Genomic DNA, 19,750 nt, shown 5'->3' with positions numbered 1-19,750 from the left:
CGCCCATGAGTCCGATACCCCGGCCGCAGCGCACGCTCGTCGTCGCCCCGAACTGGGTCGGTGACTGCGTCATGGCCGAGCCGGTCTTTCGGGCCCTGGCGGCGAGCGGCCGCGAGGTCAGCGTCCTCGCGCGACGCTCGCTCCACTCCCTGCTGGCGCTGTTTCCCGGCATCGGTCGAACGGGGGCGACGCTCGACAAGGGCGCCGACGAGGCGACGCTCGCGGCCCTCCTCGCCGGCGGCTTCGACGAGGCGTTGATCCTGCCGAACTCGTTCCGTGCCGCCTGGCTGCTCGCGCGCGCCGGCATCGCCCGGCGCTACGGCTACCGGGCCGACTTTCGCGGCCCGCTGCTCGCGCCGGCGGTTGCCCGGCCCCGTGGTCGCCGGCCGCAGATCGAGGACTACCGCGAGCTCCTGGGCGCGATGGGCGTGTCGCCGCCGGCCGACTGGATCCCGCGTCTCGATCTGCCGCAGGAGCTGCGCGAACGCGGCCGGGAACGGGTGGTCCGCGCCGGACTCGGAACGCGCTCGGAACGCGACGCGAGCGAGGCCCCGCTCGTCGGCCTCTCGCCCGGGGCCGAGTGGGGTGCCTCGAAGCGCTGGCCGATGCCCTACTGGTCGGACCTGGCGCGCGAGCTCCGCCGGCGCCTCCCCGGCATGCGCGAAGCGATCTTCGTCGGTCCGAAAGAGGTCTGGCTCGGCGTGCGTGTCCACGAAGAGAGCGGCAAGCTCCATCCGGTCCTGGGGCCCGACCTCGACCTCGCGGGCCTCGCGGCGGCGATGGCCGAGCTCGATCTGCTGGTGACCAACGACTCCGGTCCGATGCACCTCGCCGCGGCGGTGGGGGTCCCTTGCGTCGCGCTCTTCGGTCCTACCGATCGCCGCCGGACAGCACCGGCGGGGGAGAGCGGCGCCGGCCACACCGTCCTCGACCGCAATCTCTGGTGCTCCCCCTGCTTCCGCCGGCGCTGCCCGCTCCTCCACCACGGCTGCCTGCGTGGCATCGGCGTCGGCGAGGTCGCGAGCGCCGTCCTGGGCCGGCTCGCGGCGTCCGTGCCTGCGGCAGATCGCTAGCCCGATCCTGCGGCTACTGCGCTGGGTCGGGCGGGGTGATGGGTGGAGGAGCGGGCAGGCGCGGCGCGGGAAAAACGATCACGACATCTTCCGGCCGCACCAGACCGAGGCTCTCGCGGGCCACACGGTCGAGCGCCACCGGGTCGTTCTTCAGGCTCTCGATGCGGCGCTTGAGGAGAGCGATGCGTTCCTCGGTGCCGGCGATCTCGGCCGTGAGCTGGCGCTCGCGCCCGCGCACCGCGGCGAGATCCCGGTAGCTCTTCAGGCCGAAGGTCGCCAGCAGCAGGGCGAGGAAGACCACCACCGCAACGAGAAGCGAGCGGAGAGGATGCGGGCGCGGCTCGTCCGTCGGAGGGAGCGGAGCGAGCGGAGGGACGTCCGTCAAGCGCGAAATCGCGGGAACGCGGCGGCGCCGGGATAGATCGCCGCTTCGTCCAGCTCCTCCTCGATGCGCAGGAGTCGGTTGTACTTCGCCACCCGGTCGCTCCTGCAGGGGGCGCCGGTCTTGATCTGCCCGGCGCGGGTCGCCACGGCGAGATCGGCGATCGTCGTGTCCTCGGTCTCGCCCGAACGGTGGCTGATGATGTTGGCGTAGCCGCGCGCCTTCGCCATGTCGACTGCCGTGAGGGTCTCCGAGAGCGTCCCGATCTGATTTACCTTCACCAGCATGGCGTTGGCGACGCCCTCGGCGATGCCACGGGCGAGAATCTCCGGGTTGGTGACGAAGACGTCGTCGCCCACCAGCTGCACTTTCGAGCCGAGGGTGCGCGTCAGCTCCTTCCAGCCCTCCCAATCGCTCTCGGCGAGCCCGTCCTCGATCGAAACCAGCGGATAGGCGCCCACCCAGTCGCGGTAGATCGCGATCAGATCCTGGGCGGAGAGACCCTTCTTGCCCTCGCCGGCGAGCGCGTAGCGTCCCGGCGCGCCCTCTTCCAGGAGCTCCGAGGCCGCGACGTCGAGCGCCAGGGCGATGTCGTGGCCCGGCCGGTAGCCGGCCTTCTCGATGGCGATCATCAGCAGGTCGAGCGCCTCGCGGTTGCTGGCGAGGTTCGGCGCGAAGCCGCCCTCGTCGCCGACCGCGGTGGCGAGACCCTTCTCCTTCAGCACCTTCTTCAGCGTGTGGTAGACCTCGACTCCGGCCCGCAGGGCCTCCGAGTAGCGCGGAAAGCCGACCGGCACGATCATGAACTCCTGGATGTCGATCGAGTTGTCGGCGTGGGCGCCGCCGTTCAAGACGTTCAGCATCGGCACCGGCATCACCGTGGCAGCAGGCCCGCCGAGGTAGCTGTAGAGCGGCAGGCCCGCCTCCGCCGCCGCCGCCTTGGCCACCGCCAGCGAGACGCCGAGAATGCCGTTGGCGCCGAGGCGGGCCTTGTTTGGCGTGCCGTCGAGATCGCACATCGTGCGGTCGATGAGCGCCTGGTCGCGGGCGTCCATCTCCTCGAGCTCCGGAGCAATCTCGTCGTAGATGAAGTCGACAGCGGTCACCACGCCCTTGCCGTGATAGCGGGTGCCGCCGTCGCGCAGCTCGAGGGCTTCGCGGCTGCCGGTCGAGGCGCCGGACGGCACCTGGGCGGTGCCGACCGCTCCCCCGGCGAGGGCGCAGTCCACTTCGACGGTCGGATTTCCCCGCGAGTCGAGCACCTCTCGCGCGACGATTTCTTCGATCAGGAACATGGAATCCCCCAGGGGATGCGAACGTGCAAACCGGGACTTCGCGAGCTGCGGCCTTCCCTGCCGTTGGGCGATACGGCCTCAAGGGTAACCCGAAGGCTCGCGGCGATCAAGCCGCCGAGCTGCGCTCCGATGTTCTCCGGGGGGTCTCGGAGGCCTCAGGCGTGCGGCCGCCAGCCGAGGGTGAGGAGGAGCAGGAGGAAACCGGCGATGTAGGCGACGGAGACGTGCCAGCCGTTCTTCAACCAGGACCCGACCGACCGCGCCTCCGGATACATGCTCGAGATCGCGACGCCGGCCGAAGAGCCGAACCAGATCATCGAGCCGCCGAAGCCCACGGCATAGGCGAGCATCCCCCAGTCGTAGCCGCCCTGGGCGAGCGCCAGCGCGGTCAACGGAATGTTGTCGAAAACCGCCGAAAGGAAGCCGAGTCCGAACGCCGTCTGCCAGGCCGCCGCAGGGAGTTTTTCGACCGGCATCATGGTCGCGGCGAGGACCAGCGAGAGGAGAAAACACGCCCCCTTGAGGGCGCCCGGCAGGAGCGACCATTCGGGCTTGCGAATCGGCGCGGTGAGGAGGATCGCCAGGCAGACCGCGACGCCGATGAACGGGAAGCTGTCGGCGTGCTCGGTGTACTTGACGTTGATGAAGACGTTGGTCGAGATCGCCGACACGAGAATGAAGGCAACGATCCCCACCCGCGTCCAGTCGATCCGGGCATTCGGCGAAGCGTCCTTCAGGATCGGCGAGTACTTGTGCTGCTGCAGCGCGGCCGGGATGCCGAAGACGACCAGAGCCAGCCCGGCGGCGACGTAGGCGTGGAAGACGGCCGAAGGCGGCACACCGTGGATCCACATCATCGTGGTGGTGGTGTCGCCGACGACGCTCCCCGAGCCGCCGGCGTTCGACGCCGCGACGAGCGCCGCGATGTAGCCAATGTGCACCTTCTTGTCGAACAGGGTGTGGGCCATCGCACCGCCGATCAATGCCGCGGCGATGTTGTCGAGGAACGACGACAGGACGAAGACCAGCACCAGGAGGACGAACGCCCCCTTCCAGTCGTCAGGTAGGTAGCGCGGCAGGACTTTGGGGACATCGCTCTCTTCGAAGTGGCGCGCGAGCAGGGCAAACCCGAGGAGCAGGCCGAGGAGGTTGAAGATCACCACCCATTCGTGCCCGAGATGCGAGACGAAGCCGGCAAGGCCGGTGCCCTCCTTGAACCCCGCGAAGACGATCTTGTAGAGGGTGATCACCGACAGACCCGTGACCGCCACTTGGAGGGTCTTGTGATGGAACAGCGCGACCCCGAGCAGAGTGAGGGCAAAGAGAAGGAACTCGAGCGGAATCCCTGCGACCTCGATCGGCTCGGACGCGGCTCCAGCCCAGGCAAAGCCCGGCAACGACAGCGCCAAGCCGAGCATCCACAGCAACGACCTTCTCCAACGCATCCCTGTCGGCATCGCGACCTCTCCCGCTGCTCCTGTCGCGGGCCCCGGATCCGGATGCGCATGCGCGACGAGTCCTGCTGCAATGAGCAGAACTATAGGAGCAGGGTCAACTTCAGCGCCCCGCCCGGTTGGGTCGTTCGCCCCATCAGATCTGCCGGGGCGAATCCGCCGGCGAGCGATCGGCGCAGGCGCGGATCGAGCATGGACCGCGGCCGGCGCTCGAACCGCTGCCGCGGCACTGGCTACGGTGTCCGGGAGCCAGGGCGTCGATGTTCTGGCACAGGAGGTGCTTACGCCCTGCATTCAGAGTGGGCTGTCCATCGGGCCCACTCGGAGGGATCCCCGATGCCCGGATCCACCGACTCATCTCTTGGTGGACCGGCACGGCTCAAGGAGAGGAGAGCGGCATGGCAGAGCTGCAGTTCGACCCCATGCAGGAGGTCCCCCCGACCCGGCTGGTTGCAAAGCGGCGGCCGACGGGCTGGATGGCGATGGGTGTCCTCGCGATCCTGGTCGCTCTCGGCCTCTGGCTGTTTCTGCGTTCGAGTCGGCCGGGAGGCCCTCCGGCGGTGGCCCCGGCGACGGCGGGTGCCGCTCCCGCCCCGCTCGTCCCTGCGCCCTTGCCCGAAGGCCCCTCGCCCGATCCCGGGCTTCCCGAGCTCGGGCAGAGCGACGACTTCGTGCGCTCGCTGATCGCGGGGCTCTTCGGCTCGCCGGCGCTCGACCAGTGGCTCGCCTCCGCCGAGGAGCTCGTCCAGCAGGGCGTGCGGGCGATCCTGGCGGTCTCGGAGCAGCGCTCCCCGCGGCGGTTCCTGACCTTCCTGCCGGTCGAAGGGCGTTTCGCGGCGAGCGCCCGCGGCGACGGCTGGATCATCGCGCCGGAGAGCTACCGCCGCTACGACCGCGTCATCGACCTTTTCGTCGGCCTCGACACCCAGCAGATTGCCCGCCTCGTCGCGAGAGTCGCCCCGCTGCTCTCGCGGGCCATGGACGAGAACGCTCTCCCCGGCACCGGGTTCGAGGCTGCTCTGGAGAGCGCCATCGAGCATCTGTCGGCGACGCCATCCCCCTCCGGGGACCTGGAGGTGATTCTCGGAGAGGACGGCATCTACCGCTTCGCCGATCCCGCACTCGAGGCGTTGAGCGCACCCCAGAAGCAGTTGCTGCGACTCGGAGCGCGCAATGGCGCCCGCGTCCGCGAGAAGCTCAGGGAGCTTTCGCGAGCGTTCGATGAGGGATGAGTCCCCCTCCGCTCAAGAGACGACGTTGCCCTCGCTGTCGAGCCGGTAGGCCGGCGTCGCGCCGTCCTGCGTGACGATGAATCGGGCGAGCCGGCAGGCGCGCCGCAGCGTCCTCTCGGGCGGCTCGGCTTCGCGCAGCCGACCGAAGAGAAAGGCGGCGAGAAAGGCGTCCCCGGCCCCGACGCTGTCGCGGACCGGCGCGGGCCGGCTCGATCGCCAGATCCACCGCCCGTCGAGGTACAGGCCCGCGCCGAGCGCCCCTGCGGTGAGGCAAACCTGCCTGACATCGGCTCGGAGAGCGAAACGGCGAGTAGCTGCTGCGAAATCGGCTGGGGTGAGGGACTCTCCGAGGAGCGACGCGAGCTCCTGATCGCTCAGCTTGACGAGGTCGGCCCGCCGGGCCAGGTTCCAGACGATCTGGGCGTCTTCGAAAGGCGGGCGCAGGTTGACGTCGAAGACCCGGAGCGCCGTCGGGCACAGAGCGAGCAGCGCTGCAAGCTGCAGGCGGTTGTGCTCCGTTCGCTGCGCGAGCGAGCCGAAGACCACCGCAGCGCAGCCGCTCGCGACCTCACGAACCTCAGGTGAAAGCTGGATCCGATCCCAGGCGGCGTCGCGAGCGATCTCGAAGCCGGGGCTGCCGCCGTTGAGCGTCACCCGGCTCAGGCCCGTAGGCCAGTCCGGGTCGAGCGCCACCCCGGTGGCGTCGATGTTCCACGCCTCGAGACGCCGCAGCATCTCCTCGCCCAGTCGATCACGTCCCACCGCCGTCACCAGGACCGGTCGCAGGCCGAACTTGCGCAGATGGTAGGCGACGTTCAGCGGCGCCCCTCCGGGAAAGAGACCGTGCGGCAGGGAGTCCCAGAGGATCTCGCCGAAACACAGGACGGACGCCTGCCCGCACTCACTCATCGGCGAGGCTCTCCGGACTCATCTGCAGCTCGTGACAGGCGTGAATATACGAAGTGGCGGACCAGGCCTGGAACGCCTTGCCCATCGGGCGACCCGTTCGACTGTGAAGCCACTCGTTGAATTCCCAATCATGGCTCCTGCCGAGGCGATTCGCCTGCGCGAGCTTGAAGAGCTCGCGACAGGCGACATCGCGCAGACCGAGGCGATGAATGAAGCGTACCCACATGCCGCCGATGAACGGCCAGATGCCGCCGTTGTGGTAGTGGCCCGGCAGATTGAGCAGATTCACCGTGTAATAGGCGCGCCAGTCCGGATCGCCGGCCTGGACCGGCGGGTAGAGGTTGACGACCGGCAAGGGCTCGTTGACGCCCACTCCCCACATGAACCGGAACGCCGTGCGCGCCCGGTCGACGTCGAGCACATTGCCCAGGAAGGCCTGGATGTTCCCCAGCACGTCGCAGCGCCAGTTGAAGGCGAACGGCGTGATCTCGGCGAGCAGATAGCTCGAATCCCCCACCGCGAACTGCTGATCGGCGAAACTGACTCGCGCGGAGGGGTCGCGTGGCTTCGTCGTCGGCCAGAAGGCCGCGAGAATCTTGGCGCGAATGCTCTGCGCGCGGCGCAGCCAGGCGGCGGCCTCCTCGAGCCTCCCCTGATGTTCGAGGAGTCGGCCATAGGAGACCGCAGCGCGGTACCAGAGCACCTCGTCGTAGAGGATGTGATAGCTGCGCCCGAACAGATCGGTCCAGTCGCCGGCTTCCGGAATCTCCAGCAGGCCGTCGTTGTTGCTGTCGAGCCCGAGAAGCCAGTTCATCACCCGCTCGAGCGCCGGCGCGTACTCGGCGAGACAATCCCAGGCTTCGCGCTTGCGCACATACTGGTAGAAGGCGAGCACCAGCCAGAGAGCGCCGTCGATGGCGCAGATTCCACCCACGCCGCTGTAATCCGCCACGCCGCTGTCGAGGTTGACGTTCGCCGGCACCTGGCCGTTCTCCGCGAGATTGCCGAGCAGCGTTCGAAAGGTCGCCAGCTGGGCGGCGCGGATGTCCATGTCCTCGAGATCGAGAGTTCCGACGATGGCGATCGCACCGTCGCGCGCCCAGACCGCGCGGTAGTTGTTGTCCGTTCCGGTCACCTCGTTGTCGGCGGGAGAGCAGGCGGAGAAGCCGATCGGCGTGATGCACTTTCGCAGAGCGAGGAGCGCGTGGCGATAGCCTTCGGCGATGAGCTCGCGCTCGTCGCCGCGCAGCGAGCTCAATGCCTCCGCGCTGAAGAGCCGGCGCAGCGTCGGATCCAGATCCCCGGCCGGAGCTGCCGAGCCGCCAAACGCGGGGACCGCACCTATCACTCCGAAGTGTGCGAGACCCTCGAGAACTCCATCGGCGAAGGTACGTTGCGCGCCGTAGGTGGGCAGGTGCACGACAGCCTCGTGGAGCTCCGGCTGGGCGTTCTCGACGACGATCCCACGGACTCCGGCGAGCAGGAACATGCTGCTGTCGTTGCCGGTGTCGCCGGCCACCAGAACCTCGGTCGCAGGAACACCCAACCGCCGACAGAGCCACGCGAGTGCGTGGCCTTTGCTGGTCTCGGCAGGCAGGATGTCGAGGTCGCGCGAGCTCGAATAGACGAGCGAGACCTTGAGGCCCGAGGCCGCCAGCCTTGCGCGGAGGGAGTCCAAAGCCTCGGCAGAGGCCTGATCCAGGTACCAGCTCGACTTGTAGGGATGGAGAAATTCGGGCGGCTGCCGTGTGACTCCGGGGAAGGCGGCGAGAATCTGCTCGATGCGCTCGAGGTCCCAGCCCTGTCGATACTGCTCGTCGAACTCAACGACGGCCTGGGCGCGCGCGACATCGTAGAGCTGCGTGCCGACGCCGCCGACGATGTAGTCCGGCACTGGAAGGGGCTCCGACTCGAGCAACTTGAGTATGTCGTCCACGAGCCGGCCCGAGTTGTAGCAGAGCAGCGGGCGTCCCCCCTCGCGAGGCTCGCTCCAGGCGGACTTGAACCGGCGCGCGGCTTCCGGGTTGCCCACCAGGGTTCCGTCCAGATCGGCGGCGAAGAGCCTAATCGGCATCATTCCAGGGCTCGTCCCATTCGGTGTCGGTCAAGGCGAAGTTCTCCGTGGCTCGGCGCTCCACCAGGGCGACCAGTTGCTGCGCGATTCCTGTCCAGGTAAACAGACTCCGCGCCTTGTGCGCCCCCATCCTGGCGAGGCGCTCCCGCAAGCGCGGATGGCTGAGGATCTTGTGGATCATCATGCCGAGGTCCTCGCGATCGAACGGATCGGCGTAGAGCGCGTGGCGTCCGAAAGTCAGCGCGCGGTAGAGCCCGCCGTGAACCGTCACCACGGTCGGGGTGCCGCACGCCATGGCCTCGATCGCCGTCATGCCGAACGGCTCGTAGCGGCTGGAGAGCACGAAGACGTCGGCCGCGCGAAAACAGTCGGCGAGCTCGTCGTCCGGTATGAAGGTGCCGAAACGCACGCGCGTCTCCAGGCCGAGCTCGGCGACCAGTTGCGCGAGCTCGGCCCGGATCGACTCCTCCTGCGAAGACAATCGCTCTCCCCCCACGGCGAGGTAGAGGGTGACATCCGGATCGCGCTCCGCGACCAATTGGAAAGCCCGGATGAGCAGGTCGTAGCCCTTGTTGCGCGCCAGCCGCCCGATCGCCATCACGACCGGGCCCTCGAATCCGAGCTTTTGCCGTAGCGCGCGGGCGGAGGACTCGCCGACCGGAAAGAAACGGTTGTCGTCGTAGCCGGGAGGAATCATGCGGCACTTCTCCGGCAGGACGTCATAGTCCTTGGAGAGCAGCTCGAGCTGCGGCGGCGTCGTGGCGATCACCATGTTCGCCGAGCCGTAGAGCAGGCGCTCGAAATGGATCCGCTGAGCAAAATTGTACTGGCGCTCGAACCTCTCGATGTCGCCGGGGTAGTCGTTCTCCATTTGCCGGCGCTTCCAGATTCCCAAGGAGTGCGGCGTGTGCAGGTGCGGCGTGCCGAGCACCTCGCTCAGATGCTGCCCGGCAAGGCCGGCGTCCCAGTAGTGGCTGTCGATGAACTCGTACTTGAGCCCGTGTCTCTGGATGAAGCGCAGGGCGTTCTCGCCCCATTCCGGAAGCTTCTCGTGCAGGTACTCCTTGGGAATGAAGCTCCGTCCGCCGCACGGCACACGGACGACCCGTACCCGCTCCGTGACGAGGTCGATCTCGGGTTGGTCCTCGAATCGCCGCGTCCAGATATCGACCTCGTATCCCAGTTGCGCGAGCTTCTTCGAGAGCTCGAGCACGTAGACCACTTGGCCTCCCGTGTCCGCCGCCCCCAGCGGCGGGTGTGCCGCCACATAGCCATGGGTCGAGACCATCGCGATTCGCGGCAACGTCGAGAGACTGTCCATCGGGTCTTCATTCATCGTTCGAGTCCGACCTCCTGCCCGAGGGCCGTGAAAGCAGGATCTGCGTCATCGCAGGTCCCTCTTGAAGTGCACCGTCTGCGTCGGGAAGGCGAACTGTATGCCCTCGAGGTCGAAGACGCGCTTCAACTCGAGATTGAGCTTCTGGAACTGGGCGAGATACTCCCGGACATCCGTCGAGTCCCACCAATGAACCACCAGGATGTTCAGGGAAGAGCTCTCGAACTTGTTGAAGCTGACGATGAGATCCGCGGTCTTCGGATGCGGACGGTAGATCTCCTCGATGATCTGCATCGCGCGCTCGACCTCCTCGGCCGATGTCTCGTAGGTGACGCCGATGTTCATCTCGGTCTTGATGCTCGGGCGGTGGCTGACGTTCGTGAGACTGGCGTTCGCCATCGTCCGGTTCGGTACGGTCACCAGGAAGCCGTCGAGATTGCGGATACGCGTGCTGCGCAGGCCGATCGCCTCTACCGTTCCATCGATCGCATCGAGCTGGACCCGGTCGCCGACCCGAAATGGCCGATCGGCGTGGAGCGCTACGGCGCCGAAGAGGTTCGAGAGCGTGTCCTGCGCGGCCAGACCGAGCGCAAGTCCGCCGATGGACAGCGACGCGAGCAGGCCGGTGACGTCCATCCCCACGTTCTGCATCGTGACGAGCGCAGCGACGATGACAACGAAGAACCTGAGGCTCTTGCGCACGACGGGCAGGAGCTGCATGCCGACCTCACCGTCATCGGCGGTCCGGAGGCGGAGTTGCCAGATCTCGAGCGCAACGTCGACGAGCTTGAGAGCCAGGTAGGCAATGGAGAGCCCGACAACCCCTTTGAGCGCCATCGAGACGTAGGCGACCGCCCAGTCGGGCCAGGAGAAGACCTTCAGGCCCACCTGCAGGATCAACACGAACACCACGATCCTCAAGGGTCGGCGTGAGAGCTCGAGGACGATGTCATCGACCGGCGTGGCGCTCTGCAGGGCGAGCCTACGCAGCTGGCCGCGGAGGAGGTGGTCCACGAGTCTCGAGAGAAGAAACGCCAGCGCGACCCAGGCGAGGACGGCGAGATACTGCCAGAGGGGATTGCCCAGAAAGGGCACTTGCAGGCTCTCGATCCGATCGAGGCCGAAGCCTCCCCCCAGGTTTCCCGGGATCGCAGGGGCGACCGGTTCCGGGGCTGGCTCGACGATGGGCACCGGCGCCGCCGGCGGCGAGCCGGCGTTCGACTGTGCGGCGCCCGAACCCAGCAGCGCGACCAGGGCGAGCGCAACGCGGAGACGAGTCTGAAAAATCTGCTGCCGGCCTGCGATCGACGCCATGACACCTCCGCGTTCCGGATCGGGAAGCGCATCCTCGCGGGCCGCATCGAGTCCAGGCGGACCGGCACCGAGCAATGCGCTCAGATGGCGGCCCGACCATCTATCTGTCCTCCGGAGAGCGGGCTCCCCGGACCCCTTCAGCGGGCAGTATACCGATCGACTTGCCGGCGGCGGGAAAGGGGATCTCCAGACCCGCACGCCGGGAGGAGCGGGTTCGGGAGCCATCGGCCTCGATGAGGGCGACGCGCTACAGATCGTCGCGTCCCGCAGGCTGCGCTCGAGCACTCGCGCCGGCCGGCGCCTCGTGGCGAGCGCTGGTGAGAAGCCCAGACCCGCGGAATCGCCGGGAGGCGAGCTCGGCAGCTGCGGTGCAGCTTCTCAGTTCGCCGTCGACGACCAGGCCGTGGTGTCGCCGGTCCCGAAGCCGTCCGCGAAGAGATAGCCGGCCGGGACGTGCTCCGAAAAGCCCGCATCGAACCTGCCGCCGGAGATACCCGGTACGCCGTTCGGGTTGGTGCCCTCGTCGTAGCCGCGCGGGCGCCGCTCGACGTCCAGCTGACCCGGCCAGGGGACCATCTGCTCGTCGCAGAAGTCGACCCCCGGCGAGCCGGCGACCTGGCGCAGGTCGCCGGTGCCCTGGCTGATGAAGAGCGGCGCCGCGACGAAGAAGGTCCCCGGATTCCAGTTCTGGGTCGTGTTGACCAGCAGGCAGTCCGACGTCGTGCTTCCGCCGGCCAGAGTGTCCGTGCCCTTGGTGTCGAGCAGGATCGACGAGAAGAGACCCACGTCCCCACCGTCGGCGATCGACGCCCAGGAATCGTAGACCACGCTGTCGATCGAATAGGTGTTCTCCGCTACGGTCAGATACTGGCCGGTGATCTCCCCGCCGCTGATGGCGTGCAGCAGGTGGGCCGCGAAGTTGCGCCAGAGCAGCACGCCGTCGAGCGCGAGATAGCCGTCGTTCTCGACGTGCAGGAGATTGCTGGGGGCTGCCAGGAATGTCGACTGCCAGCCGTTCCCCACGACCACGGTGCGGCGCAGCTCGACGTGGGCGCCATCGATGCTCACCAGATGCCCGTCCCAGCTTCCTATGGTCCGGTTGTTCCGGATGTCGCTGCAGCTGAAGATGAACGGACACGGAGCCACCCGATCCATGGCGACGGAGGCGCCGTCCTCGGCATGGAGGGCCGCGCCGGAGATTCGCGCAGTGTTGTTCTGGATGGCGGTATTGAACAACGACACGACGGCGTCGGCGCCGCGGGCGAAGATCGCTCCGCCCCTGCCGTCGGCATAGACCTGGTGCTGGCGGATCATGACCTGGTTCGCCCCGCCATGCGCGACGACGATGCCGTTGTCGACGTAGATCGCGCCACCGAAAGAGGCGCTGTAGTCCACAGAGGGAAAGGCGCCGTTCCCCTCGAGGAGCACGCCGCCGTAGAGCTCGACCAGACAGCCCGGGCCGACGTGGAGATTGCCGCCCCCCTCGAGCACCTGGTTCCTGAGCAACTTGCCGCGGAAGCCGAGGTAGGCGCCCGCCCCCGAGCACGAGATGCCACCGCCGTAGTCGTAGAAGGGGGCGTGGTCGGTAACCTCGGTCGCGGCGTCGGTGGTCAGGAACCCGCCCGTGCTCACGAAGGCGCCACCACCGTTGTGGTGGATCCAGACGTTCTGCAGGCTGACCTCGGCACCCGAGCCGACGGCGAGTCCCCGGAAGCCGGAGTCGGTCAGCTCGAGTGCGCGCAGCGTGACGACCGAGGACGACTGGGAAGACGTCCTGACGACCACCACCGAGTTTCCGCTCTGCCCGTTGAGTGCGATGCGACCGCTCGCGGCGGTGTCGTCGCAGTTGTCATAGCCGCCGGCGATCGTCACCGTTCCGGCCACGCCGGCGTGCCAGTCGACCAGATCGAGCGCGACGTTGGTGTAGGTCAGCGTCCGGGTGAGGCGAATCTCGTCGTTGGCGGTGGTGAACGCCGCCGAGAGGAGCGCGGCGCCGAGGCTCGGACGATCGTTGGCGCCATCGCATGTGGTCCCGGTGCCGACGTAGTAGATGGCCGCGCCGGCGCTCCCCGGCAGCAGGGCAGCCGCACCCGAGACGAGCAGGACGAGAGCGGCGGGGACGAGACTCGGGCGAGGGGCGGTCGGCATGGACGTTTTCTCCTGGACGGATTCGGGCGTCTGGAGATCTCTGTCACCGGCCAGGAGCCGCCGTTACATCCGGAAGAGCGAATGGGGGGCCGACTCCGGTCCGCCCTCCCCCGGCGAGGGGTCGGCGCAGCCCCAGCCCGGGGCGGATCCGCTTCAGTGCTGGAAGGCGTAGGAGATCTTGAAGAAGGCCTGGCGGCCGAGGGGCTGGAGGTCGCCGCTCGGGTCCTGGGTGCGCTCGTCGCCGACGCCGAGGAAGAAGACGGTCTGCCAGTTGAGCTTGTAGGCGAAGACCGCCGAGCCCGAGAAATCGCCGCTCGTCGGCCGGACGTCGAAGGTGTAGAGCGCCGGGTTGCGCTCGGTCTCCGCCCATTCGCCGATGAGCCGCAGCCAGCTCCTGGCGTTGAAGGTGTAGACCGCGCGCAGGCGCGCGAGGTCGGCGGTGAAGAGGCGCCCGGCGATCACGTTGCCCTGCTCGACGGAGTCGACATCGAGGATGCGGCGGGCCGCCGAGAGGCCCAGAGCGAGGTGGTCGGTCGGCTGCAGGTTGGCGCTGAGGGTGGCGCGCCAGCCCTCGCCCGGGCGATTGTTGGCGAAGTCGACGTCGTCGCCGTAGACCGCCTGCAGCGTCACCTGCTGCACGACCTTGCCGGGGCGGACCTCGAGCTGGGGACGGAACTGGAAGCGGTCGAAGGCGACCCCCTGGTTCACCACCTCGTCGAAGGCGAACTCGATGCGGACGAAGGAGTTCCACGTCGCATCCATCCCGACGCCGGGCACGAACTCCTGCGACAGGAGCTCTCCCCCCTGGGTCTCGGCGCGATTGGCGATGCCGAAGAGCCGGACGCGCGACACCTTCTTCTCCAACGGACGCCAGGTGCGCCCCGATTCGACGTAGAGCATCCGGTAGCCCACCTGCGGCACGAAGCCGTTGTCGGCACGGAAATCGTCGGAGAAGTCCTCGTACTGGCCGAAGAGGTCCCAGGTCTCGGTGGCGTGCTGCGCCCAGAGCTTGGCGCCGTGGCCCTCGAGCTCGCGGCCGTCCCACTCGGTCGCGAGCTCGGGCCGGTTCGGCGTCTGGGTCCAGGAGTAGAGGAGCTGCCCGGTCACGGTGTCCTGCGGCGTCGGCCGCCATTCGAAGTCCGGGCCCGCCACATGATTGAAGCCACCGCCGTCGCCACTCTCGTTCTCGCGGCCGGTGTAGAGAAAGCTCACGAACGCTTTGGCGAAATCATGGCGCCCGCGGGTCACTGCGACGTACGAGGCGAAGTCCTGATCGGCGAACCCCGAGCCTTCGGGGCCGGGGAGGATCACCGAACCGCCGCCGCGGTCCTGGCCAACGAGGGCCGTGTACTTGGTCGACTCGCTGCCGCCGGTCGCCCGCAGTCCGAAGCGTGGCGAGGTGAAGGTGCGGGTGTAGACCGCCTGGATCGGTGTCTGGAGGAGATTCACCCCCTCGAGAAAGAACGGCCGCTTCTCGGGAAAGAAGAGTGCGAAGCGCTCGTTCGCCGTGATCTGGCCGGCGTCCGATTCGATCTGCGAGAAGTCGGGGTTCACCGTCGCGTCGATCGCGGTCGAGGGATTCGGAATCCACTTGGCGTCGACGCCACCGTCGAACTCCGCGTCGTCGGTCGCGAGAGGGCTGCCGAGACCGTCGCGCGGCGCGGCCGCCTGATTCGCCGCGACGTAGGGGGCCACGACGTAGTGCGAGCCGACCGAGAGTCCGGCGAGGCCGACGAGCGGCCGCGAGTTGCAGATGAAGCAACTCGAGTCGCGCGGCAGGCGTGAGGTGAACATCTGGTAGCGGAAGTCGCGCGGCCGGTTGCGGTAGAGCAGGATCCCCCACTGCGCCGGGTCCGGATCGGTGTAGCGCAGGGAGGAGAAGGGAATGCGGATCTCGAGCACCCAGCCGTTGGCGGTGATCCTCGCGGCGCTGTCCCAGAAGTAGTCGGGAGAGTCGTCTTCGCCGGTGGCGTCGTTCGAGAGCGCGTCGTACTGGATGCCGCGGGCGTTGGCGAGGAAGAGCTGCGCCGTGTGGCCATCGTTCTGCGAATCGAGGATCACGCCGCCGTAATCGGTGTACGAGCGCAAGGCGTCGCGATCGCCGAGCGGCGCCCGGATCGTCTTCGGGTCGGGCTCGTCGAACTCGAACGCGGCGTAGAGGAAGTCGTCGTCGTAGGCGAGCCAGGCGACGCTCCGGACTTTCGGCGGAATGTTGTCGCCCGGGTTGGTCTCGAGCCAGTCCGTGATCGGCTCGGCGCCCTGCCAGGCCAGGTCCCCGAGGTCGCCGTCGACGACGATCGGGGTCGCGACGCGGGCGATGCGAATCTCCGGACCCATCGCGGCATGGGCGCCGAGGCAGGGCTGCAGGAGGAGCACGAAAAGAAGCGCGAATGCGGACCGGCGCCCAGTGGCCGCGAAGCGCAAGAGGTCCATGCCTGGGTGATACGCGCGCCGACCCTTCCGGGTTACCGGAAGGGTCGGCGCAACGGGCAGCCGGCTTGACAGTCGATCGCTATGTATATAACCTGTGCGTTATGCAACTGTCTGGTTATGCGATCCCAACCTCCGACCGCCTCGACGCGACCTTCGCGGCGCTCGCCGATCCCACGCGGCGCGCGATCCTCGCCCGCCTCGCCAGCGGCGAGGCCTCGGTCGCCGAGCTCGCCGCGCCGTTCGCCATGAGTCAGCCGGCGATCTCGAAACACATCAAGGTCCTCGAACGTGCCGGCCTGGTGTCGCGCGGTATCGACGCCCAGCGCCGCCCCTCGCGCCTCGAAGCGCAGCCCCTCGCCGAAGCGAACGCGTGGCTCGAGCGCTACCGCGAGTACTGGGAGGCCTCTTTTCAGCAACTGGACAGCCTGCTCGACGAGCTGAAGGTCCGCGACCGCAAGCGCAAACGCACGAAGGCCAAAGGAGAGAAGCGATGAAGAGAGTCGGCAAACTCGAGATCACCACGCCTTCCGACCGCGAGATCGTCATGGCCCGAACCTTCGCGGCCCCGAGCTCCCTCGTCTGGGAGGCCTACACACGGCCCGAGCACCTGCAGCGCTGGCTCGGAGTGCACAACGGCTGGACCTTTCCGGTCTGCGAGATGGATCTCTCGGTGGGCGGCAGCTATCGCTGGGTCTGGCGGTCGCCCACCGGTTACGAGATGGGCATGGGCGGGGTCTACCGCGAGATCGTCCCCGGGCTGCGCATCGTCGCCACCGAGAAGTTCGACAACCCCTGGCACGAGGGTGAGGCTGTCGATACGGTCGAGTTCCGGGAACAGGGTGGAGTGACGACGCTGACGATGACGGTGCTCTACGACACCCGGGAGATCCGCGACGCTGTACTGAAGAGTCCGATGGAGAACGGCGTGGCAGCGGGCTTCGACACCCTGGAGGCGCTTCTGCCGACGATCGCGGCGGCCTGAGCGATGCCGCCCCGCAGGTCCCCCGACCGCCGGCCGCACCGCGAGGCTGCCAAGCCACAGCGCGCAGCGCCCGCCGCGCTCCCGCCCGACCTGCCGTCGGCGCTCGCCGCACTCGAGGCCCGGGCCACTCCCGCGACGCTCGCCGGCATGGCGCGCTACGCCCTGCCGTCGACCGGGGCACTGGGCGTCGCCGTGGGCGACATCCAGCGCGTCGCGAAGCTCCTGGGGCAGCATCACGCTCTCGCCGCCGAGCTCTGGCAGAGCGGCATCTTCGAGGCGCGGATGCTCGCGGCCTACGTGGACGAACCCGGGAAGGTCACCGTCGCGCAGATGGACCGCTGGGCGCGCGACTTCGACAACTGGGGGATCTGCGACACGGTCTGCTTCGTGCTCTTCGACCGCACGCCGCACGCCTGGGCGCGAGTGGAAGCGTGGAGCGGCCGCAAGGAGGAGTACGTGCGCCGCGCTGCCTTCGCCCTCCTCTGGGGGCTCACGCGCCACGACCGCGATGCCCCCGACGAGCTCTTCCTGCACGGCCTCGAGCTCATCGCGGCCGCTGCGACGGACGAGCGTCCCTACGTCCAGAAGGCGGTGAACATGGCGCTCCGCGCCACCGGCAAGCGCAATCCGGCGCTACGGCGGGCGGCAGTCGCGGTCGCCCTCCGGCTCGCCGCGGCCACTGACCCCGGCCCGCGCTGGGTGGGCAAGGACGCCCTGCGCGAGCTCCAACCGACCGCTCGCAAACCCACTCCGAAGAGGACCGACAGATGATCGCAGCGCCGCGAAGGAGCTTCCTCGCCGTCTTCACCGGCTTCCTGACGGTCGTCGTTCTGTCGCTGGCCGTCGACCAGCTCCTGCATGTCCTCGAGGTCTACCCGCCGTGGGGCGAGCCGATGCCGCAGCCGGAGCTCAATCTCCTCGCGCTGACCTATCGCATCCTCATCACGATCGGCGCCGCCTGGCTCACCGCGCGGCTCGCACCCCACAGGAGCGTCGCGAGCGACTGGCGGCACGTCTGGGTCTTCGGGGCGATCGGCCTCGTCCTCGGCACCATCGGCGCCATCACGATGATCCCGAAGAACGTCGGCCCCGCCTGGTACCCGATCCTCCTCGCCGCGAGCTCCCTCCCCTGCGCCTGGCTCGGCGGGAGGCTGGCGCTCGGGCGGGGCGACGGAGCCAGTTGAGCTGCGAGCGTCACGGGAGCCCCCGGGCGACTTGAGCCCCGCCCGATTGACCTGGCGGCCGGCGATGTGTCATCCTCGTTGACCCCGGTGGCTTGCTGCCGGGCACTGACGCGGGGTGGAGCAGCCAGGTAGCTCGTTGGGCTCATAACCCAAAGGTCGCAGGTTCAAATCCTGCCCCCGCAACCATCGAATTTTCCACGAAAGGCCGGGTGTCGCCACCCGGCCTTTTGTTCTTCCGCGGCCTCGTCGAGGTCGCTCGGGCCGCACTCGGCCCCCCGGCTCCCCGCGCGCGCCTCGAGGATCACCGCCGTGCGACTCCTGCGAATCAGCGGGCGCGGCGGTAGTGCATCGCCACCACGCCGTTGCGGAGCGGCCTCGCCGAGACCAACTCGAGCTGACGCGTCGCCGGCAGCCCGCTCTGGTACAGGGTCGGGCCGTGGCCGGCGATCCTGGGGTGGACGAGGAACCTGTACTCGTCGATCAGATCCAGCCGGTCCAGCGCGGTCGCGAGCTTGCCGCTGCCGAGGAGCACGCCGGCCGGGGTCGCGTCCTTGAGCTTCTCCACGCCCGCGCGCAGATCGCCGCCGATGGAGTGGCTGTTGGTCCACGGGAAGTCCCTGCGCGTCGACGACACCACGTACTTCGGCTTGGCCTCGAGCTTCACCGCCCACTCGCGCAAGGCGGGCGGCGCCTCCTCTGCCCCGCGAGCGACGGCCGGCCAGTAGCTCTCCATCATCTCGTAGGTGACGCGGCCCCACAGCATCGCCCCGCTCTCGTCCATGAGGCGAGCGAAGAAGGCGTGTGTCTGGTCGTCGGCGATCCCCTCGCGGTGGTCGACACATCCGTCCAGCGTGACGTTGGTGGCGAAGGTCAGGAGTCCCATGGCGAGGATTCTAGGACCAGGCTCCCCGCCGGGCCTATCGCTCCGCCTGCAACCGGCATTCAGCTGCAGTTCGGTCCCCACGGGTACCCGCCCTCACGCACCGGTTCGAGGAAGGTGGGGCGCGCGCCTCGGCAGGCGTCAGGCGAGCAGCGCAAACAGCGAACTCACCAGGAACGGCCGGGTGTCACCACCCGGCACTCTCGATCTCTCCTCGATCCCGCTACTGGCGCCGATCCCGCTCACTGAGCGCGACGGCGCGCAGCGCTAGGAGGCGATCCAGCGCCCGCGTCGCCTGGGAGGAGAGGAAGCGCGCTCGCATGGCGATTCCGTCGCTCGCGCGCCCGAGCGCGTCGGCATCCGCGAGGAATCTTCGGACCCTGTCGTTCGTCTCCGCTTCGAGCAGGATCGAATCCGCGAGCAACCGAGCCGCCGCCTCAGGACCTCGCTCCCCCGTGACATCGCGCCCGGCCTCCGCCTCACAACGGTCGAGGATCGCGAGCACGTTCTCGTCCAGAGCCGGCTCCTGGGCCGCGAGCGCCCGCGCCTCCTCGACGGCAGCCAGCGCCGTGTCGCGGCGTGTCCTCGGTGGGTCCCGGTAGAGCGAAGTCGAGGCTTCGCCCAGTCTCTCGAGAACCTCCGCCAACCGCTCCAGCTCCTTCTGCCGCAGATCGAGCTGCCGTTGCATCGCCTGGAAGAGCGCGCCGGCCTCCTGGACCAGTTGCTGGAAGCTCCGCTCCTCTTGCGCCGGGGCGGTAGCCGGGATCGCGAGGACGCTCGAGGCCAGGGCAAGCAATGCAGGAACCCGGTGCGCTGTTCGTTTCATACGCACAGTTCTATATCAACACCGCGCCAGGCGCAGCACGGTCGCGATGCGACGAAAAAGGGCGCCCCTGCGGGCGCCCTCGACTTGCCTGCTCTTCCGCCATCGTCCGGCGATTGCCGGCAGCGTGCGACGGGTTCCCTGCGCCAGCGTCTCAGTTCGGCAGCAGGACGCTGTCGACGACGTGGATGACGCCGTTCGACTGGTTGACGTCGGCGATCGTCACGGTCG

Annotated in this window: 18 protein-coding genes and 1 tRNA gene; 7 read left to right on the top strand and 12 right to left on the bottom strand. The window is 68.4% G+C overall.

Features of this window, described 5'->3' with window-relative positions; genetic code table 11:
• The first annotated feature begins 5 nt into the window (after positions 1-5).
• Positions 6-1,073 carry a lipopolysaccharide heptosyltransferase II gene (gene waaF, locus KBI44_11900; protein ID MBP9145178.1) on the top strand — a complete coding sequence of 356 codons (1,068 nt, stop codon included), beginning with the start codon at positions 6-8 and terminating at the stop codon, positions 1,071-1,073.
• Between the two features lie 13 nt (positions 1,074-1,086).
• On the opposite strand, the gene KBI44_11895 is transcribed toward waaF, so the two are convergent.
• From KBI44_11895 to KBI44_11885, 3 genes are all read right to left on the bottom strand, one after another.
• On the bottom strand, positions 1,087-1,458 hold the full coding sequence (locus KBI44_11895; GenBank protein ID MBP9145177.1) for a septum formation initiator family protein: 372 nt from the start codon (positions 1,456-1,458) through the stop codon (positions 1,087-1,089).
• Positions 1,455-2,750 carry a phosphopyruvate hydratase gene (gene eno / locus KBI44_11890; GenBank protein ID MBP9145176.1) on the bottom strand — a complete coding sequence of 432 codons (1,296 nt, stop codon included), beginning with the start codon at positions 2,748-2,750 and terminating at the stop codon, positions 1,455-1,457. The genes KBI44_11895 and eno overlap by 4 nt, the downstream gene beginning before the upstream one ends.
• Before the next feature lie 155 nt (positions 2,751-2,905).
• Positions 2,906-4,108: a citrate transporter gene (locus KBI44_11885; protein ID MBP9145175.1), complete on the bottom strand. Its 1,203-nt coding sequence runs from the start codon at positions 4,106-4,108 to the stop codon at positions 2,906-2,908.
• Positions 4,109-4,602: 494 nt separating this feature from the next.
• Between KBI44_11885 and KBI44_11880 the strand changes: the two genes are divergently transcribed.
• Positions 4,603-5,436 (top strand): DUF3014 domain-containing protein, encoded by an 834-nt coding sequence (locus tag KBI44_11880; protein ID MBP9145174.1) that lies wholly within the window; start codon positions 4,603-4,605, stop codon positions 5,434-5,436.
• A 12-nt stretch (positions 5,437-5,448) separates the two neighbouring features.
• Here the strand turns inward: KBI44_11880 and KBI44_11875 are convergent, their stop codons facing one another.
• The 6 genes from KBI44_11875 to KBI44_11850 form a co-directional block, all read right to left on the bottom strand.
• Positions 5,449-6,345: a carbohydrate kinase gene (locus KBI44_11875; GenBank protein ID MBP9145173.1), complete on the bottom strand. Its 897-nt coding sequence runs from the start codon at positions 6,343-6,345 to the stop codon at positions 5,449-5,451.
• On the bottom strand, positions 6,338-8,422 hold the full coding sequence (locus tag KBI44_11870; protein ID MBP9145172.1) for an HAD-IIB family hydrolase: 2,085 nt from the start codon (positions 8,420-8,422) through the stop codon (positions 6,338-6,340). The genes KBI44_11875 and KBI44_11870 overlap by 8 nt, the downstream gene beginning before the upstream one ends.
• On the bottom strand, positions 8,409-9,740 hold the full coding sequence (locus tag KBI44_11865) for a glycosyltransferase (GenBank protein MBP9145171.1): 1,332 nt from the start codon (positions 9,738-9,740) through the stop codon (positions 8,409-8,411). Before KBI44_11865 ends, KBI44_11870 begins: the two co-directional genes overlap by 14 nt.
• A 63-nt stretch (positions 9,741-9,803) precedes the next feature.
• Positions 9,804-11,069, bottom strand: coding sequence for a mechanosensitive ion channel family protein (locus KBI44_11860; protein MBP9145170.1), 1,266 nt, complete (start codon positions 11,067-11,069; stop codon positions 9,804-9,806).
• Between the two features lie 378 nt (positions 11,070-11,447).
• A complete protein-coding gene (locus KBI44_11855; protein ID MBP9145169.1) occupies positions 11,448-13,217 on the bottom strand; it encodes a hypothetical protein in 1,770 nt (589 codons plus the stop codon).
• Between the two features lie 153 nt (positions 13,218-13,370).
• Positions 13,371-15,650, bottom strand: coding sequence for a carbohydrate binding family 9 domain-containing protein (locus KBI44_11850; GenBank protein ID MBP9145168.1), 2,280 nt, complete (start codon positions 15,648-15,650; stop codon positions 13,371-13,373).
• Positions 15,651-15,751: 101 nt separating this feature from the next.
• Here KBI44_11850 and KBI44_11845 point away from each other — a divergent pair, with 101 nt between their 5' ends.
• The 5 genes from KBI44_11845 to KBI44_11825 all read left to right on the top strand — a co-directional run bounded on the left by KBI44_11845 (position 15,752) and on the right by KBI44_11825 (position 18,002).
• Positions 15,752-16,144 (top strand): winged helix-turn-helix transcriptional regulator, encoded by a 393-nt coding sequence (locus KBI44_11845; protein ID MBP9145167.1) that lies wholly within the window; start codon positions 15,752-15,754, stop codon positions 16,142-16,144.
• Positions 16,141-16,632, top strand: a complete 492-nt coding sequence (locus KBI44_11840) for an SRPBCC family protein (GenBank protein MBP9145166.1) — start codon at positions 16,141-16,143, stop codon at positions 16,630-16,632. The genes KBI44_11845 and KBI44_11840 overlap by 4 nt, the downstream gene beginning before the upstream one ends.
• A gap of 3 nt (positions 16,633-16,635) precedes the next feature.
• On the top strand, positions 16,636-17,403 hold the full coding sequence (locus tag KBI44_11835) for a DNA alkylation repair protein (protein MBP9145165.1): 768 nt from the start codon (positions 16,636-16,638) through the stop codon (positions 17,401-17,403).
• Positions 17,400-17,816 carry a hypothetical protein gene (locus KBI44_11830; GenBank protein MBP9145164.1) on the top strand — a complete coding sequence of 139 codons (417 nt, stop codon included), beginning with the start codon at positions 17,400-17,402 and terminating at the stop codon, positions 17,814-17,816. The genes KBI44_11835 and KBI44_11830 overlap by 4 nt, the downstream gene beginning before the upstream one ends.
• Before the next feature lie 109 nt (positions 17,817-17,925).
• Positions 17,926-18,002: transfer RNA gene (locus tag KBI44_11825), tRNA-Met, on the top strand.
• 139 nt (positions 18,003-18,141) lie between these two features.
• Here KBI44_11825 and KBI44_11820 read toward each other — a convergent pair.
• The 3 genes from KBI44_11820 to KBI44_11810 form a co-directional block, all read right to left on the bottom strand.
• Complete coding sequence (locus tag KBI44_11820) at positions 18,142-18,699, bottom strand: dihydrofolate reductase family protein (protein MBP9145163.1); 558 nt, start codon at positions 18,697-18,699, stop codon at positions 18,142-18,144.
• A 220-nt stretch (positions 18,700-18,919) separates the two neighbouring features.
• Positions 18,920-19,522, bottom strand: a complete 603-nt coding sequence (locus KBI44_11815; GenBank protein ID MBP9145162.1) for a hypothetical protein — start codon at positions 19,520-19,522, stop codon at positions 18,920-18,922.
• 151 nt (positions 19,523-19,673) lie between these two features.
• Positions 19,674-19,750, bottom strand: a 77-nt coding sequence (locus tag KBI44_11810) for a fasciclin domain-containing protein (protein ID MBP9145161.1), incomplete at its 5' end; no start/stop codon positions are given.

This window comes from Thermoanaerobaculia bacterium, assembly GCA_018057705.1.
Taxonomy (GTDB): Bacteria; Acidobacteriota; Thermoanaerobaculia; order Multivoradales; family JAGPDF01; genus JAGPDF01.
This window is presented reverse-complemented; position numbering and strand designations above follow the sequence as displayed.